This is a genomic window from Marimonas arenosa (assembly GCF_030848945.1).
GTDB lineage: Bacteria > Pseudomonadota > Alphaproteobacteria > Rhodobacterales > Rhodobacteraceae > Marimonas > Marimonas arenosa.
In genome coordinates this window covers 214,509-229,602 of the sequence record NZ_JANHAX010000007.1, presented here as the reverse complement: position 1 = coordinate 229,602, position 15,094 = coordinate 214,509, and the positions used below count along the sequence as shown (strand labels likewise).

16 protein-coding genes are annotated in these 15,094 nt (G+C 64.8%); 4 read left to right on the top strand and 12 right to left on the bottom strand.

The features are described from left to right. Position 1: 1 nt before the first annotated feature. From NO357_RS19765 to NO357_RS19735, 7 genes are read right to left on the bottom strand one after another with little or no spacing between them, the layout of a single operon-like run. The gene (locus NO357_RS19765) at positions 2–1,588 is read right to left on the bottom strand and encodes a monovalent cation/H+ antiporter subunit D family protein (RefSeq protein ID WP_306737469.1); all 1,587 of its coding nucleotides are present in this window, start codon (positions 1,586–1,588) and stop codon (positions 2–4) included. Beyond that, the gene (locus NO357_RS19760; protein WP_306737468.1) at positions 1,588–2,022 is read right to left on the bottom strand and encodes a cation:proton antiporter subunit C; all 435 of its coding nucleotides are present in this window, start codon (positions 2,020–2,022) and stop codon (positions 1,588–1,590) included. The genes NO357_RS19765 and NO357_RS19760 overlap by 1 nt, the downstream gene beginning before the upstream one ends. A 2-nt stretch (positions 2,023–2,024) precedes the next feature. Then, positions 2,025–2,465, bottom strand: a complete 441-nt coding sequence (locus tag NO357_RS19755) for a Na(+)/H(+) antiporter subunit B (protein WP_306737467.1) — start codon at positions 2,463–2,465, stop codon at positions 2,025–2,027. 1 nt (position 2,466) lies between these two features. Continuing rightward, the gene (locus NO357_RS19750) at positions 2,467–3,015 is read right to left on the bottom strand and encodes a DUF4040 domain-containing protein (protein WP_306737509.1); all 549 of its coding nucleotides are present in this window, start codon (positions 3,013–3,015) and stop codon (positions 2,467–2,469) included. Between the two features lie 14 nt (positions 3,016–3,029). Beyond that, positions 3,030–3,437 carry a monovalent cation/H(+) antiporter subunit G gene (mnhG, locus tag NO357_RS19745; protein ID WP_306737466.1) on the bottom strand — a complete coding sequence of 136 codons (408 nt, stop codon included), beginning with the start codon at positions 3,435–3,437 and terminating at the stop codon, positions 3,030–3,032. After that, complete coding sequence (locus NO357_RS19740; protein WP_306737465.1) at positions 3,434–3,727, bottom strand: MrpF/PhaF family protein; 294 nt, start codon at positions 3,725–3,727, stop codon at positions 3,434–3,436. Before NO357_RS19740 ends, mnhG begins: the two co-directional genes overlap by 4 nt. Continuing rightward, entirely contained in the window at positions 3,727–4,200 is a 474-nt protein-coding gene (locus tag NO357_RS19735) for a Na+/H+ antiporter subunit E (protein ID WP_306737464.1), read from the bottom strand. Before NO357_RS19735 ends, NO357_RS19740 begins: the two co-directional genes overlap by 1 nt. Positions 4,201–4,532: 332 nt before the next feature. Here NO357_RS19735 and NO357_RS19730 point away from each other — a divergent pair, with 332 nt between their 5' ends. The 4 genes from NO357_RS19730 (at position 4,533) to NO357_RS19715 (ending at position 9,141) form a co-directional block, all read left to right on the top strand. After that, on the top strand, positions 4,533–5,192 hold the full coding sequence (locus tag NO357_RS19730) for an ABC transporter ATP-binding protein (protein ID WP_306737463.1): 660 nt from the start codon (positions 4,533–4,535) through the stop codon (positions 5,190–5,192). Beyond that, positions 5,170–6,957, top strand: a complete 1,788-nt coding sequence (locus NO357_RS19725) for a capsule biosynthesis protein (protein WP_306737462.1) — start codon at positions 5,170–5,172, stop codon at positions 6,955–6,957. The genes NO357_RS19730 and NO357_RS19725 overlap by 23 nt, the downstream gene beginning before the upstream one ends. 78 nt (positions 6,958–7,035) lie before the next feature. Continuing rightward, positions 7,036–8,529, top strand: a complete 1,494-nt coding sequence (locus NO357_RS19720) for a phosphomannomutase/phosphoglucomutase (RefSeq protein ID WP_306737461.1) — start codon at positions 7,036–7,038, stop codon at positions 8,527–8,529. A gap of 126 nt (positions 8,530–8,655) precedes the next feature. Then, entirely contained in the window at positions 8,656–9,141 is a 486-nt protein-coding gene (locus tag NO357_RS19715; protein ID WP_306737460.1) for a DUF995 domain-containing protein, read from the top strand. 34 nt (positions 9,142–9,175) lie between these two features. Here NO357_RS19715 and NO357_RS19710 read toward each other — a convergent pair whose 3' ends face one another. The 5 genes from NO357_RS19710 to coaBC all read right to left on the bottom strand — a co-directional run bounded on the left by NO357_RS19710 (position 9,176) and on the right by coaBC (position 14,987). Further along, the gene (locus tag NO357_RS19710) at positions 9,176–11,194 is read right to left on the bottom strand and encodes a M3 family metallopeptidase (RefSeq protein ID WP_306737459.1); all 2,019 of its coding nucleotides are present in this window, start codon (positions 11,192–11,194) and stop codon (positions 9,176–9,178) included. Between the two features lie 74 nt (positions 11,195–11,268). Next, complete coding sequence (locus tag NO357_RS19705; protein WP_306737458.1) at positions 11,269–12,213, bottom strand: NAD(P)-dependent alcohol dehydrogenase; 945 nt, start codon at positions 12,211–12,213, stop codon at positions 11,269–11,271. Between the two features lie 31 nt (positions 12,214–12,244). After that, positions 12,245–13,297 carry a HesA/MoeB/ThiF family protein gene (locus NO357_RS19700; RefSeq protein ID WP_306737457.1) on the bottom strand — a complete coding sequence of 351 codons (1,053 nt, stop codon included), beginning with the start codon at positions 13,295–13,297 and terminating at the stop codon, positions 12,245–12,247. 12 nt (positions 13,298–13,309) lie between these two features. Then, the gene (gene dut / locus NO357_RS19695) at positions 13,310–13,765 is read right to left on the bottom strand and encodes a dUTP diphosphatase (RefSeq protein ID WP_306737456.1); all 456 of its coding nucleotides are present in this window, start codon (positions 13,763–13,765) and stop codon (positions 13,310–13,312) included. A 28-nt stretch (positions 13,766–13,793) separates the two neighbouring features. Next, positions 13,794–14,987 carry a bifunctional phosphopantothenoylcysteine decarboxylase/phosphopantothenate--cysteine ligase CoaBC gene (gene coaBC, locus NO357_RS19690; RefSeq protein ID WP_306737455.1) on the bottom strand — a complete coding sequence of 398 codons (1,194 nt, stop codon included), beginning with the start codon at positions 14,985–14,987 and terminating at the stop codon, positions 13,794–13,796. Between the last annotated feature and the right edge of the window lie 107 nt (positions 14,988–15,094).

Here is a 15,094-nt window from a genome sequence, read left to right as displayed (position 1 = left end):
TTCAGTGCCCCGCCAGTATCAGGCCCGGCGAGCCGGCCATGAACCCCTTGGCCGCGCTCAGCGACGCACCCAGCGTAAGTTCGGTATTGAGCCCGAACCAGATGCAGGCCAAGGCCATCAGCCACATCGGCACCAGCATCGACAGCGGCGCTTCGCCCGCCGCTGCCCGCTCCGGCGCCGGCTGCAGGTAGAGGGTTTCGATCATGCGCCAGACATAGACCACCGCCAGCAACGAGCTGAGTACGATCAGCATCGCCACCGGCCACCAGCCGGCCTCCAGCGCGCCCTGCACCAGTACCCATTTCGATATGAACCCGGCCGTGCCCGGCACCCCGATCAGGCTCAGCCCCCCGATCACCATCGCGGCCGAGGTCCAGGGCATGGTGCGGCCCGCCCCGGCCACCCCGTCGCAATAGGAATTGCCGAACCGCAGCACCAGGGCGCCCACGCCCATGAACAACGCCGCCTTGGTGATGCCGTGGTTGAACAGATGTGCGATCGCCGCCGTCAGCCCAGTCTCGCTCAAAAATCCTATCCCCAGCAGCATGTAACCGATCTGCGCCAGGCTGGAATAGGCCAGCAGCCGCTTCAGGTCGGTCTGGAAGATGGCGATGACCGAAGCCGCGAACATCGCCAGCAGAGCCAGCGGAATGATGATGAATTCCAGCGTCTTGACTTCGACCAGATAGAGCGGCTGGAACACCGAAAACATGAACCGCATGAGCACGTAGATCGCCACCTTGGTGGCGGTCGCCGCCAGGAAGGCGGTCACCGCCGAGGGCGCATAGGTATAGGCGTTGGGCAGCCACAGGTGCAGCGGATAGATCGCCGCCTTGAGCCCGACGCCGACCACGATGAAGGCGAAGGCCGCCCGCACCGTGCGGTTACCGGTCTGATCCGCGATCCGCTCGGCGATGTCAGCCATGTTGAGCGTGCCCGTGGCCATGTACAACAGACCCAGGCCGATGACGAAGAACGTCGCACCGATCGTGCCCATGATCAGATAGTCATAGGCTGCCGTCAGCGCCCGGCGATCGCGCACCGCGCCGGCGGCGATCAGCACATAGGTACTGAGCGACGAGATCTCGAGAAAGACGAAGACGTTGAATGCATCGCCGGTGATCACCACGCCCAGAAGTCCGGTGAAGCACAACAGGAACATGGCATAGAACAGCGTTCCGTGCTGCCCGTCGACCTCGGCCGCGACGCTGGTGCGGGCGTAAGGCAGCACCACCGTAGCGATTCCGGTCACCAGGAAGAGCACGAAGGCGTTGGCGGAATCGACCCGGTATTCGATCCCCAACGGCGGCGCCCAGCCGCCGATGTGGTACGAGATCACCTCGCCGCCGATAACCCGCATCAAGAGAAAAACCGCCATCACGAAACTGGCCGTCGCCGCGCCATAGGCCAGCGGCCAGGCCAGCCGGCGCGACCCCAGCAGCACGATCAGCGGCGCCGCCACCAACGGCACCAGGATCAGCAGCATCGGCAACTGGTCGGCCAGCGTCAGCGCCACATGCTCGACCGCATGACCGGCGTCCTGCGCCGCCCCCGGTTCCGCCGCGTTGGTCGCTCTGCCCGCCGCCATCAGGCCAGTCCGCCCATGGCTTCGCCGTGCAGGCGGGTGTCCTCGGCCGCCATCGCCTTTTCGATCTCCAGGAGTTCGTCCTCCTCGATGGTGCCGAACTGCTCCTGGATCCGCACGATCAGCGCCAGCCCCAACGAGGTGGTGGCGACCCCCACCACGATCGCCGTTAGGATCAACACATGCGGCAGCGGGTTGGAATAGACCGTATCCGGGTCGATCTGCATGTCTGTCGGGAAGATCGGCGCAGTGCCCCCGGTGACCTTGCCCATCGAGATGTAGAGCATGAAGACCGAGGTCTGGAACACGTTGAGCCCAACGATCTTCTTCACCAGATTGCCCTTGGCCACGACGATATAGAGCCCGGTCATCATCAGGACCGTAAACAGCCAGTAGTTGACGTGACCAACAATGAATTCAAGCGTGAAGGCAGCCATGCTCACCAATCCTTGTCGCTGATCGTCGGGGGCCGCGCGGCAAACGCATAGTAGATCGCCACCATCACGCCGGTCACGGTGACGCCAACGCCCAGTTCGACGATCAAGATACCCCAGTGCTGGCCGTGCTCGGGATGATGCGGAGTAAAGGCGCCGTAGTTCAGGTATTCATAGCCCAGCGCCATGCTGACCAAACCGGTGAAGGCATAGATCAGCACGCCCAGCGCCAGCAACTTGTGCACCAGCCAGGGCGGGAACACGCGTTGTGCCTGACGCAGGCTGAACACCACTCCATAGATGATGAAAGCCACTGCCATGATCACCCCCGCCTGGAACCCGCCGCCCGGCGAGAAATCGCCGTGGAACTGGACGTAAAGGGCGAACAGGATGATCGCGCCGACCAGCAGCTTGGTCACGACCCGCAGGATCAGGTGGTGCCGCATCTCACGCCCCTTTCCTGTCGTTTCCGCTGTCGCCCGTCTCGCGCCGCCGGCGCAGCGCGCTGATCAGGAACAGCACCCCGATCCCGGCAGTGAACACCACCGCCGTCTCACCCAGCGTGTCAAAGCCGCGGTAGCTCGCCAGCACTGCCGTCACCACATTGGGCACGCCAATCTCGTGTGGGCTGCGCTCGAGATAATCAGGCGACACATGGGTCTGCGCCGGCGCGTCCGCAGCACCGAAATTGGGCATGTCCAGCGTGCCGTAGATCAGCACCGCCCCGGTCATCCCGACCACCAGCAGCGGCAGGAAAGGCGAATGGGTCGAGCGTTTCTCGACCCGGCCGGTCAAGGCCAGCGTGCCCAGCATCAGCACGGTCGAAATACCTGCTCCGACCGCCGCCTCGGTAAAGGCCACATCGACCGCGTCGAGCACCACGAAAAGCTGTGCCGACAGCAGGCTGAACACACCCGACAGCATCGCCGTGGCGAACAGCCGCCGGGTCCGGACGATCGCCAGCGCGGTCATCACCAGCATGGTGAACAGCGCGATATCGATGAAAGTCTCTATGCCGCACCTGCCGTTTCTTTTCTCGTGCCCTCGGCGTCACCTTCCGCGCCGCCCGCCACGGTCAGCGGCTCCGGCTCGGCGGCGATCAGCCCTTCGGCCTCGCGCGGGCGCAGCCCAGAGACCAGCGCCGCGTTGGCCACCGCGTGGGTCGCCGTCGGCCCGGTGATGAACAGGAAAATGCCGATCACGATCAGCTTGACCGTCACCAGCGTCAATCCCGACTGCAGGCACATGCCCGCGATCAACAGGATCATCCCGGCGCTGTCGGTGACCGAAGCGGCATGTAGCCGCGACCAGAAATCGGGAAGCCGCCAGGTCCCGAAGGCGCCGACCAGTGCGAAGAACGCACCGCTCACGACCAGCACCCAGCTCAGCACTTCCTGGATCAGCGCCGCGGTGCTCATGACTGCTCCTCCTCGTCATCCCGCGTGCGGGCGTAATCGCCGATCGCGCGATAGCGGAAGAACTTCAGCACCGCGATCGTGCCGACGAAGTTGATCAAAGCGTAAAGCAAAGCGATATCAAGGAAATCCGGCCGTCCCGACAGGAACCCCTTCACCGCGATCAGGAGCACCGTCAGCGTGCCGAACAGGTTCACCGCCAGCACCCGGTCATACACCGTGGGGCCGCCGAACAACCGCATCAGCGTCAGCACCATCCCCAGTATGATCATGATAGTGGCGACAACGAACATCACACGGCCTCCGCCGCGCTGACGCGCCGATCCATCTCGGTCAGTTCTCCGATCGTGCCAGGCGTATAGGCCACGGCATGCACCAGGAACCGCTCGGGCTCGGTTTCGACCGTGATCGTACCCGGCGTCAGCGTGATCGAATTGGCAAAGATCACTTGCCCCAGATCGGTCTTCTGGGTCACCTGAACCGCGAACAGATGCTGCCTGATCGGCATCTGCGCCGCCAGGATGATCCGCGTGACCGCCCAGTTGGCCTTGGCGATTTCGCCCAGAAGCCAAAAAAGATACAGTGGAAAACCCAGCGGCTTGAGCGCCAGCTCAACCGGGTCGCTGTCTACCAGGTCCATCCGCCGCACCACCAGTACCGCAAGCCCGGCCGAGGCCACGCCAAGTCCGACGATCATCGGTGTGTAGATGCCCGACAGCAGCAGCCATAGCACGACAAGAACGACAAATGCGCCGATGATCCGCAATATCAGCTCCCTGTTGGGCGGGCGGCGCTCGGCGCCGGAACCCGCTGTGTCCCCGTTCTTTCTTTACAGGTTTTGGTACACGCGGCGGCACCGGAAGACAACAACCGGTGCTCGGCTTTTGCCAGCCATGCTCGCCGCATCGCGGCGTCTGCCACCGCCGTGGCAATCGCTACACCGGTCCCTCTGGGCCATTTTTCAACGGCCAAGACACAATTTTGCCGTATCCCGTTGTAATAAGAGGACCCATTCCGTCATAATGATTGGAACCGAGGCAAATCTTGCCTTAAGGAAACCCCGCTAAAGAGGGTGGCAGAGCAGAGCCGGAGCACGAAATGCTCGAGTTTGAAAATGTCAGCAAGTCCTTCTGGACGGGCTCGCAGCGCAAGGTGATCCTTGACCGGGTTTCCTTCCGCGTCGAGCTTGGCCGCTCTATCGGGATTCTGGCGCCCAATGGCACCGGCAAGACCACGCTCATCAACATGATGGCCGGGCTCGAAAAACCCGACGAGGGCGAGATCCGCCGTGGTTGCCGCATCTCCTTCCCGCTGGGCTTCATGGGCGGCGTCGTCGGCAAGCATTCGGCGGTCGAAAACTCGCGCTACATCGCGCGTCTCTATGGGCTCGATCCCGATTATGTCGAAGCCTACTGCCGCTGGCTCTGCGGGCTGGGCGAATATTTCGACCAGCCGCTGGGCACCTATTCCTCGGGGATGCGGGCGCGGTTCTCGTTTGCGCTGATGCTGGCGCTCGATTTTGACATGTACCTGATCGATGAAGGCATGCCCGGTTCGACCGATGTCGAATTCAACAGGAAAGCCGGCGACATTTTGCGCGATCGGCTGCGCACCACCACCGTTGTGATCGTCTCGCACAGCCCGCAGACACTCGAACAGTTCGCCAGTTCGGCCGCCGTGCTGCTCGACGGCAAACTGCACATGTTCGACACCTTGGAAGAAGCGAAACATCTCTATGACTACCAAACCCAAGGCTAGGAAATTCCGCATCCGACGCACCACGCCAGCGGATGGCGCAGGCATGGCATCCGCGGCCGGCAGCAGCCCGGACGCGACGACGAAACCGTCGCAGCCGGTGACCGCCACCACCCTGACCCGCCCGACCGCGTCGTCCCGCCCGGCGAACCAGGCAGCCACCGCTTCGAACGCGACGCATCAGGCAAGGCAGCCCGAGCCCCGGGCGACACAACAGCCCGCCCCCGAACAGGCCGGGCCCGCACCCCGGAGCACCGACATCGCTTCGGCACGCGAAACCAGGGCCGAAACCAATATCGACTCGATCCGCCGCGAAGGCCTCACCGGCCGTCAGTTGCGCATGGCCCGACGCGTGGCACAGAAACACGGTCTGGCGCCGATCTCGGATTTCGACGCCGTGCGCCAGTTGCGCCTGCGCGGCATCGACCCGTTCCAGCGCGCCAACATGCTCGAACTGGTGGTTCCGACCGAGGCCGGTCAAGGCGGTGGCCATGACGGCGGTGACCCGCCGCTGCCGGTCGATACCGGCGGCAACCCGCCCGATCCCGGCCGGGTGCAATTGCCCCAGACCGTGCAGCTCGGCAAGGCCGGGCTGCCCTCGACCGATACGATGTCCCCGGCCGAGCGCCGCGCCGCCGAGATCACCGAAATACAACGCGACATCGCCCGGCGCCGCCGCCGCAAGCTGTTCCTGCTGTTCAGCCGGCTCTCGGCCTTTGTCTTTGTCCCGACCATTATCGCCGGCTGGTACTATTTCGTGCTGGCAACGCCGATGTATGCCACCCATACCGAATTCCTGATCCTCCAGGCCGATGGTGGCGGCGGTGGCGGCATGCGCGGGCTTCTGCCGTCCAACTATGCCACAAGCCAGGACAGCATCGCCGTGCAATCCTATCTGCAATCCAAGGACGCGATGCTCAGGCTCGATGCCGAATACGGTTACCGCGCGCATTTCTCGGCCTCCTCCATCGACCCAATCCAGCGGCTCGACCCCGATGCCTCGAACGAGGCGATGCACAAGCTCTATAAGAAGAACGTCAAGATCGGCTACGACCCCACCGAAGGCGTGGTCCGGATGGAGGTGGTCGCCGCCAATCCTGAAGTCGCCTTCAACTACGCCTCACTGCTGGTGAAATTCGCCGAGGAACGCGTCGACGAACTGTCGCGCCAGAAGCGTGAGGATTCGATGCGCCTGGCCGACGAGCGCCTGGAAGAGGCCAAGGCCGAACGCCGCGCCGCGCAGGAGGCACTCATCCGGCTGCAGGAAACCGAGGGCGTCGATCCCGCCGAACAGCTCGCCGTTCTGCGCCAACAGATCGCCGGCTACGAGGCCGAGCTGCTGGAGAAGAAGCTCCATCTCGCCGCGCTGCTCGACAACCCGCGCCCCAACCGCGCCAAGGTCGACGGCACGCAGGGCGACGTGCGCCGGCTGACCGCCCTGCTCGAAACTCTGAACGCCAAGATGACCGAGGAATCGAACGGCCAGGGCTCGCTTGCCGCCCGTGCCGCCAAGATCGCCATCGCCCAGGCCGACCTTCAGTCCGCCGACCTGTTCCTGCAATCGGCACTCGAGGCTGCCAAGGCGGCCGAGGCCGAAGCCAGCAAGCAGGTGCGCTATCTCACCGTCCCGGTACAACCGATCGCGGCGCAGGAACCCTCCTATCCGCGCGCCTTCGAGAACACGGTTCTGGCCTTCCTGATCTTCGCCGGCATCTACCTGATGATCTCGCTGACCTCGTCGATCCTGCGCGAACAGGTCTCGTCGTGAACACAGTCGCGCCTTGCGTGCAAAAGGCTGTCATGTAATGTCCCCCCGATCAGGACGACACGAGGAATCCGCATCGCAATGAAACCGCTTGCCACCGTCACGCCCAACACTTGGGAGTTTCTGCGCGACCCGATGATCGCGCCCACCGGTTTCCGCGAATACGATGCCCGCTGGAAATATCCCGACGAGATCAACCTGCCCGGCATGACGTCCCTGGGTCTCGGCCTCGGCACCCAGATGCGCCGTCGCGGCATCGCCCCGGTGATCGCGGTCGGCAACGATTATCGCGACTACTCGCTGTCGATCAAAAACGCGCTGATCGTTGGGCTGGTTCAAGCCGGCATCGCGGTCAAGGATATCGGCCCCGCGCTCAGCCCGATGGCCTATTTCGCCCAGTTCCACCTCGACGTGCCAGCGGTCGCCATGGTGACCGCCAGCCACAATCCGAACGGCTGGACCGGTGTCAAGATGGGATTCGAGCGCCCACTGACCCACGGTCCCGACGAGATGGCCGAGCTGCGCGATATCGTGCTGAACGGCGAAGGCCAACCCGCAGCCGGTGGGTCCTACGAATTCGTTGACGGCGTGCGCGAGGCCTATCTCGATGACCTCGTCGGCGACTTCCGCATGACCCGCAAGCTGCGCATCGTCTGCGCCACCGGAAACGGCACCGCCTCGGCCTTTGCCCCCGAGTTGTTCGAACGCCTCGGCGTCGAGGTGATCCCCTCGCATAACGAACTCGACTACACCTTCCCCAACTACAACCCCAACCCCGAAGCCATGGAGATGCTGCACGACATGGCCGACAGCGTGAAGGCTCACGGTGCCGACATGGCGCTTGGCTTCGACGGCGATGGCGACCGCTGCGGTGTCGTGGACGACGAGGGCGAGGAGATTTTCGCCGACAAGGTCGGAGTCATCATGGCCCGCGACCTGTCGAAGCTCTATCCCGGCTCGACCTTCGTTGCCGACGTCAAGTCCACCGGCCTCTTCGCCTCGGACCCCGAGCTGCAAAGGAACGGCGTCACCGCCGATTACTGGAAGACCGGCCACAGCCACATGAAGCGCCGGGTGAAAGAGATTGGCGCGCTGGCGGGATTCGAGAAATCCGGGCACTATTTCCTCGCCGAGCCGATCGGCCGCGGCTACGATTGCGGCATGCGCGTCGCGGTCGAGATCTGCAAACTGATGGACCGCAACCCGGGCCAGTCGATGTCCGACCTGCGCAAGGCGCTGCCGAAGACCTGGTCCACCCCCACCATGTCGCCCTATGCCGCCGACACCGAGAAATACGATATCCTCGACCGCTTGGTGCAAAAGCTGGTCGCCAAATACAACGCCGGCGAAACCTTCGCCGGCCGAACTATAAAAGAGGTTGTCACCGTCAACGGCGCCCGCGTCATCCTCGACAACGGCTCCTGGGGCCTGGTGCGCGCGTCGTCCAACACCCCCAATCTCGTGGTCGTCTGCGAAAGCAGCGACTCCGAGGCCGAAATGCGCGCCATCTTCGCCGATATCGACGCGGTCATCCGCACCGAGCCCGGCGTCGGGGACTATGACCAGACGATCTGACGCCGCCCGCCCCGCAACAACCACAGACCGATTTCTGGAAACAGTTTGTCAACGGTAAGCGCCTTGACCGTTCTGCTCCAGATGGCGACTGTATTACTTTGTATTGACCTTTTTTGAGGGGCGATAATGACGCCATCGAAATTCCAGCTACTCACGGCGGCCCTGCTTGTCGCACTGCCGGGCTGGTCCGCTGCCGATTCCAAACCTCGTGGCGCCCAACCGGCAAGCTATGAAAAGATCGCTACCGCCTATGCCGGCAAGACCGAGCTCTGGGGCGACAACTGCAACGGTGGCATCTACTTCGCGCCGAACTGGCAGGCCCGGGCATGGTGCGCCGACACCAGCGAAAACTTCGGGGCCGGGCGGTGGTCTGTCGAACCCGGCGGTCTCGTCTGTCATGACCTGACCTGGTATTGGCCAAACGGGGCGCGTGCCGGCGCGTCTCCGGGGGGCAAGACCTGCGTTTCACACGTGGTCGACCGGTGGGGCAAGCTGTGGCGCAATTGGCCCGGTTCCGCCGAGTGGTGGCCGCTCGACGGCTCCGGCGCTCTCGTGCGCGGGTACAAGCTGCAACAGCAGGTGCAACAGACACAACGCCGGCTCGGCATGTGATCGCCACCTGCCTGGCGTGTGACCGCTTGCGGGCTCAGCCAGCGGGAACCAGCCCCCGGCCTTTCAGCAGCGCCTCGACCCCTGGCAACCGCCCGCGGAACCGGGTGTAAAGCTCGCCCGCATCGACCGACCCACCGGTTGACAGAATGTTCGTCTCCAGACCCTTGGCGACCTCCGGATCGAACGCACCGCCAGCTTCCTCGAAAGCGGCGAACGCGTCGGCGTCCATCACCTCGGACCACATGTAGGAATAATAACCCGAGGAATAGCCGTCACCGGAAAACACATGCGCGAAGTGCGGCGTTGCATGCCGCATCACGATCGCATCCGGCATCCCGATCCCCGCCAACACCTCCGCCTGCCGATCCATCACGTCCACCGGCGCCGGTCCGTCATGAAATTCGAGATCGACCATCGCCGAGGCCACGAACTCCACAGTCTGGAACCCCTGATCGAAATTCGCCGCCTCAAGCACTTTCTCCAGCATCGCGTCCGGCATCGCCTCGCCGGTCTCGACGTGTCGCGCAAACTCGCGCAGCACCTCCGGCACCTCCAGCCAATGCTCGTAAAGCTGCGACGGCAGTTCCACGAAATCCCGCGCCACCGACGTGCCCGACACGCTCTCATAGGTCACGTCCGACAGCATCTGGTGCAGCGCGTGGCCGAACTCGTGAAACAGCGTTCGCGCATCGTCATAGGAAAGCAACGCCGGATCGCCCTTGGCGAAGTTGCACACATTGATTACCACCGGCGCCTGTTCCTTTGGCCACTTGGCCTGAGATCGCATCGCCGAACACCACGCGCCCGAGCGTTTTGAGCCCCGCGCGAAATAATCCGCGATGAACACCGCCACGTGCCGTCCGTTCCGCGTCACCTCCCACGCCCGGCAATCGGGGTGGTAGAGCGGCACGTCCAAAGGTGAAAACTCCAACCCGAACAACCTGTTGGCGCAGGAAAATGCCGCCGCAATCATCCCCTCCAGCGGCAGAAAAGGCTTCAACGCGGCATCATCCAGATCATGCTCGGCACGGCGCCGCCGCGCCGCGTAGTAACGCCAGTCCCAAGGTTCCAGCCGGCCGTTAAGACCATCGTCATGCATCATCCCTTCCAGAATTGCGGCATCGGCTTCGGCCCGCGCCCTGGCCGGTGCCCACACCGCCACCAGCAACTCGCGCACCGCGTCCGGCGTCTTCGCCATCTCGGTTTCCAACTTGAACTCGGCGAAATTTCCGTACCCCAGCAGCTTCGCCCGTTCCTCGCGTAGCGCGAGGATTTCGCGCGCGATCTCGCGATTGTCGGTCGCGCCGCCATTGGCCCCCCGCGCCGCCCAGGCCCGGAATGCCTTTTCCCGCAGATCACGCCGCGGCGAGCTTTCCAGGAACGGCACGATCAGCGATCGGTTCAACGTCACCACCGGGCCGTCGACCCCCTTCTCGCGACCGGCCTCGCGGGCAGCAGCCACGACGAAGCCGGGCAGCCCTTCGAGGTCTTCCTCACCAAGTTCCATGAACCAGTCACGCTCGTCGGCCAGAAGGTTTTGGGTGAAAGCGGTGCCAAGTTCGGCCAACCGTGCCTTGATCTCCTTCATCCGCGCCTCGTCCGCACCGGAGAGCGCCGCGCCCGAGCGCACGAAATTGCGCCGGGTCAGCATCAGCACGCGGGCCTGCTCGTCGGTCAGACCCAGCTGCTCACGCCGCTCCCAAATCGTCTCGATCCGCCGAAACAGCGCCTTGTTGGCGGTAATTGCCGCGAAATGCCGCGCCAGCTTCGGCGAAAATGCCCGCTGCAAGGCCTCGCGCTCGGGGTTGCTGTCGGCCCCGGCGACGCTGAAGAACACCGCGAGCACCTTGTCGAGCGCCTCGCCCGCGGCTTCCAGCGCCCCGATCACGGTGTCGAAATCGGCCTGGCGGGCATCTTCGGCAATGGCCGCGATTTCGGCCTCATGCACCGCGAGCGCCTGCTCCAGCGCCGGCGCGAAATCGGCATCCGAGATCGCGTCGAACGGGGCAATCCCGAACGGTGTCTGCCAATCGGCCAAAAGCGGGTTCGTCATCTCGGGTTTCTCCAGTTTCGCTGCCGCACAGACATAGGGTATGACGCCGGCCGCCACAATCCGGACACCGCGGTTCAAGCGGCCAGATCAAGCCGCACAATGCCTGTCTTGTGCCCGGTTTCGACGAAGCGGAAGGCCTCGATGACATCGTCCACCGCAAAGCGCCGGTCGAACACGCCCTTGACCTGCCCGGACTGCATTAGACCGGCCAGGTCCTGGACGAACCCGGGCGCATCGGTCGGAAACGGCACGCCCACCCGTCCGCCGCGCAACGCGGCCAGCCAGATGTTCGACCAGACGGGCCCCAGATCGGTGGCGCAATACAGCCCGCCAGGCTTCAGCAAACTGCGGCAGGCGAAATACGACGTATGCCCGACCGCGTCCATCACCACGTCAAAGGTCTCGCCGATCGCCGTGAAGTCCTCGACCGTGTAGTCGAGAACCTGCCCCGCCCCCAGATCCCGTGCCAGGCTCAGGTGCCGCGGCCCGACAACCGCGGTCACATGCGCCCCCCGCGCCCGGGCCAGCTGCACCGCGGCTGTGCCGATCGCGCCCGACGCGCCGTAAATCAGGATCGATTGCCCGCGCGCCAGTCGCTTGACAGTGGAACTGGCATACCACGCGCCCTCGCAGATCACTGCCTCGTCCATCGGTACCGGGTCAGGGATGACCGCCACGGCGCCGTTCTGCGGCACGCAGATAAATTCTGCATGCGCCCCGAACCGCTCGGGGGACATCCCGAACACCCGGTTACCTGGTGCAAACCGCTCCACCCCGGCGCCGCAGCGCTCTACCACACCCGCGAAATCCATCCCCGTGATCCGGTGGCGCGGCCGCCACCAGCCCGTCATCGCCCTGGCAAAGAAAGGATGCCCGCGCAGGGTGGCGGTATCGGTCCGGTTCACCGTGCTGCAATGCACCCGCACCAGAACCTCCCCCGCCCCTGGGTCCGGCACTGAAACGTCGGCAAGGTGTAGGCTCTCGGGTGGGCCGTAGCGATCGCAGATCACGGCTTTCATCGTGGCAACTCCGCAAATGACGTGCCTCAGACTACCCGCCGCGCGCTCCGCCGCAAACCGGGCAATCGGCGCGCCGTTTTACCGTGATCTTGCGGCTTTCGCCCCACAGCCCGTCATAGATCAGCATCTCACCTTTCAATACATGCCCCGCCCCGGCGATCAGCTTCACCGCCTCCAGCGCCATCATCGCGCCGATCACGCCTGGCAGTGGCCCGACCACGCCCGCCTCGGAGCAACTCGGCGCCAACCCCGGCGCAGGCGCCTCAGGGAAGACACATTGATAGCACGGAGCACCGCCGCCCGCATCGAACACCGAAAGCTGCCCCTCCCATTGGGTAATCGCTCCGGAAATCAAAGGCTTGCCGACCGAAACCGCGGCCCGATTGGCCAGGTAACGGGTGTCGAAATTGTCCGTCCCGTCGATGATCACGTCATACTCGCCAAACAGCTCCCCGGCGATTTCCTCGTTCAGACGCCGCTGATAGGGCTTCACGACGACAAACGGGTTCAGCGCCCGCATCCGCTCCGCCGCGGAAAATACCTTGGACATCCCGATGGTCTCATCGGAATGGATGACCTGCCGCTGCAGGTTCGAGCCGTCGACCTCATCGTCATCGACAACGCCGATCGTGCCCACCCCCGCCGCCGCGAGGTAGAGCAGTACCGGCGACCCCAAGCCCCCCGCGCCGATCACCAGCACCTTCGCCTGTTTCAACCGTTTCTGCCCCGGCCCGCCCAGTTCGCGCAGCACGATATGGCGGGCATAACGGCTCAGTTCGGTTTCCGAAAACGCTCCCGGCGCCGCTTCACCCCCGGCCACCGCCGGCGCCTGCGCCCGCGCCTTCAGCCAGCCAAGACCGCGAGCATATCCCGTCGCCGCCACGGCAAACACCCCGATCATCCCCCACAGCACCGGGCTTTCTCCCGTCGCCATCCGCAGGGCATGGCCGTCGGGCAGAACCAGATGCATGACAAAGACCGCCAGCCACAACAGCCCGATCAGTCCCCAGACCATGCCCACGGGCCAGCGCATCAGCCGCCCCAGACCCCAGATCATCGCCGCGAGACCGAAAACCAGCAGCATCCGCCGCGCCCCCTACACGCGCCCGGTCGAGCCGAACCCGCCCGCACCGCGCGCCGTGTCGCTCAGTTCCTCAGCCATGTCGAACCCCGCCTGAACCACCGGCGCCACCACCAGTTGAGCGATCCGCTCACCATGCGTCACTGTGAACGGCTCGGTGCCTGCATTGAGAACGATCACGCCCAGCTCGCCGCGGTAGTCGCTGTCGATCGTGCCGGGGCTGTTGGGCAAGGTGATCCCGTGCTTCAGAGCCAACCCCGAGCGCGGCCGCACCTGCACCTCGAAGCCGTGCGGTATCTCCAGCCGCAGCCCGGTCGGCACCAGCGCCCGTTCCCCAGGCGCCAGCACCACCTCCCTCCGGTCCGGCAGGTTCGCCCGCACATCCGCCCCGGCCGCACCCCGCGTCTCGTAAGATGGCAGCGCCACCGCCCGGTCGGCGCCGCCGACCCAACTCAGCCTGATCCGCACCACGCCTGCCCTTTCGTCTTTCCGAAAATACTCAAGCCAGCGCCTCGGCGATGCGCTCGGCCAGCCGTTTGGCAACCTCGGCCTTGCCCATCCGCGGCCAGTCCTCGACGCCATCCTCCATGATCAGGTGCACCGCGTTCTCGTCGCCGCCCATGATGCCGGTTTCGGGACGCACGTCATTGGCCACGATCCAGTCGCAGCCCTTGCGCAGCCGCTTGGCGCTTGCGTTCTCGATCACATCGTCGGTCTCGGCGGCAAAGCCCACCACGAGGTCCGGCCGGCCCGTCTTCATTCGGCTCACCGTCGCCAGGATATCCGGGTTCTCGGCGAACTCCAGCACCGGAAGCTTGCCACCCACCTTCTTGATCTTCGACGTCGCGGCCGAGGTCACTCGCCAATCCGCCACCGCGGCGGCAAAGACCGCGGCATGCACCGGCAGCGCCGCCTCGACAGCTGCCAACATCTCAGTCGCGCTCTCGACCTCGACGACCTCCATACCGCCGGGCCGTGCTGCATCCGCCGGGCCAGTCACGAACACCACCTCGGCCCCGAAATCGCGCAGCGCTTCGGCGATCGCCGTGCCCTGTGCGCCCGACGAGCGATTGGCGATATAGCGCACCGGGTCGATTGGCTCATGCGTGGGCCCCGAGGTCACCAGCACCCGCTTGCCGGCCAGCGGCCCGCCGGCCAGGGCCAGCCCGACGGCGTCGACGATCTCCAGCGGTTCAGCCATCCGCCCGGGACCGAATTCGCCGCAGGCCATGTCGCCGTCATTCGGTCCGACAAATCCCACGCCGTCGCCCTTGAGCGTCGCAAGATTGCGCTGGGTGGCGGCGTGGTCGTACATCCGCACATTCATCGCCGGGGCTGCCAGAACCGGCGTGTCGGTCGCCATCAACAGCGTCGAGGCCAGATCATCGGCATGCCCCCCCGCCATCTTGGCCAGCAGGTCCGCCGTCGCCGGCGCCACCACCACCAAATCGGCGACGCGGCTAAGCTGGATATGCCCCATCTCGGCCTCGTCGGTCAGGTCGAAAAGATCGGTATAGGCCTTCTCGCCGGCCAGCGCGGCCACGCTGAGCGGCGTGACGAATTCCTGCGCTGCGCGTGTCAGCACCGGCGTGACCGCCGCCCCGCGTTCACGCAGCCGCCGGATCAGGTCCAGGCATTTGTACGCGGCGATCCCGCCGCCGATGATCAGAAGAATGCGTTTGCCCGCCAGCATCTCGGCCTCCGCGAAAGCTTCGATCCGATTGTTACGGTGCATCCTCGCGGAAAACAATGACTCCGACCGCAACTCCCGGTCCGCCGTCGCCTGCAGGACCGCGCGAT

Excerpts from the sequence above, each read along its gene's own strand:
- NO357_RS19765 (WP_306737469.1), bottom strand. The coding sequence starts at position 1,588 with ATGGCGGCGGGCAGAGCGACCAACGCGGCGGAACCGGGGGCGGCGCAG.
- NO357_RS19760 (WP_306737468.1), bottom strand. The coding sequence starts at position 2,022 with ATGGCTGCCTTCACGCTTGAATTCATTGTTGGTCACGTCAACTACTGG.
- NO357_RS19755 (WP_306737467.1), bottom strand. The coding sequence starts at position 2,465 with ATGCGGCACCACCTGATCCTGCGGGTCGTGACCAAGCTGCTGGTCGGC.
- mnhG (WP_306737466.1), bottom strand. The coding sequence starts at position 3,437 with ATGAGCACCGCGGCGCTGATCCAGGAAGTGCTGAGCTGGGTGCTGGTC.
- NO357_RS19740 (WP_306737465.1), bottom strand. The coding sequence starts at position 3,727 with ATGTTCGTTGTCGCCACTATCATGATCATACTGGGGATGGTGCTGACG.
- NO357_RS19730 (WP_306737463.1), top strand. The coding sequence starts at position 4,533 with ATGCTCGAGTTTGAAAATGTCAGCAAGTCCTTCTGGACGGGCTCGCAG.
- NO357_RS19725 (WP_306737462.1), top strand. The coding sequence starts at position 5,170 with ATGACTACCAAACCCAAGGCTAGGAAATTCCGCATCCGACGCACCACG.
- NO357_RS19720 (WP_306737461.1), top strand. The coding sequence starts at position 7,036 with ATGAAACCGCTTGCCACCGTCACGCCCAACACTTGGGAGTTTCTGCGC.
- NO357_RS19715 (WP_306737460.1), top strand. The coding sequence starts at position 8,656 with ATGACGCCATCGAAATTCCAGCTACTCACGGCGGCCCTGCTTGTCGCA.
- NO357_RS19710 (WP_306737459.1), bottom strand. The coding sequence starts at position 11,194 with ATGACGAACCCGCTTTTGGCCGATTGGCAGACACCGTTCGGGATTGCC.
- NO357_RS19705 (WP_306737458.1), bottom strand. The coding sequence starts at position 12,213 with ATGAAAGCCGTGATCTGCGATCGCTACGGCCCACCCGAGAGCCTACAC.
- NO357_RS19700 (WP_306737457.1), bottom strand. The coding sequence starts at position 13,297 with ATGCTGCTGGTTTTCGGTCTCGCGGCGATGATCTGGGGTCTGGGGCGG.
- coaBC (WP_306737455.1), bottom strand. The coding sequence starts at position 14,987 with ATGCTGGCGGGCAAACGCATTCTTCTGATCATCGGCGGCGGGATCGCC.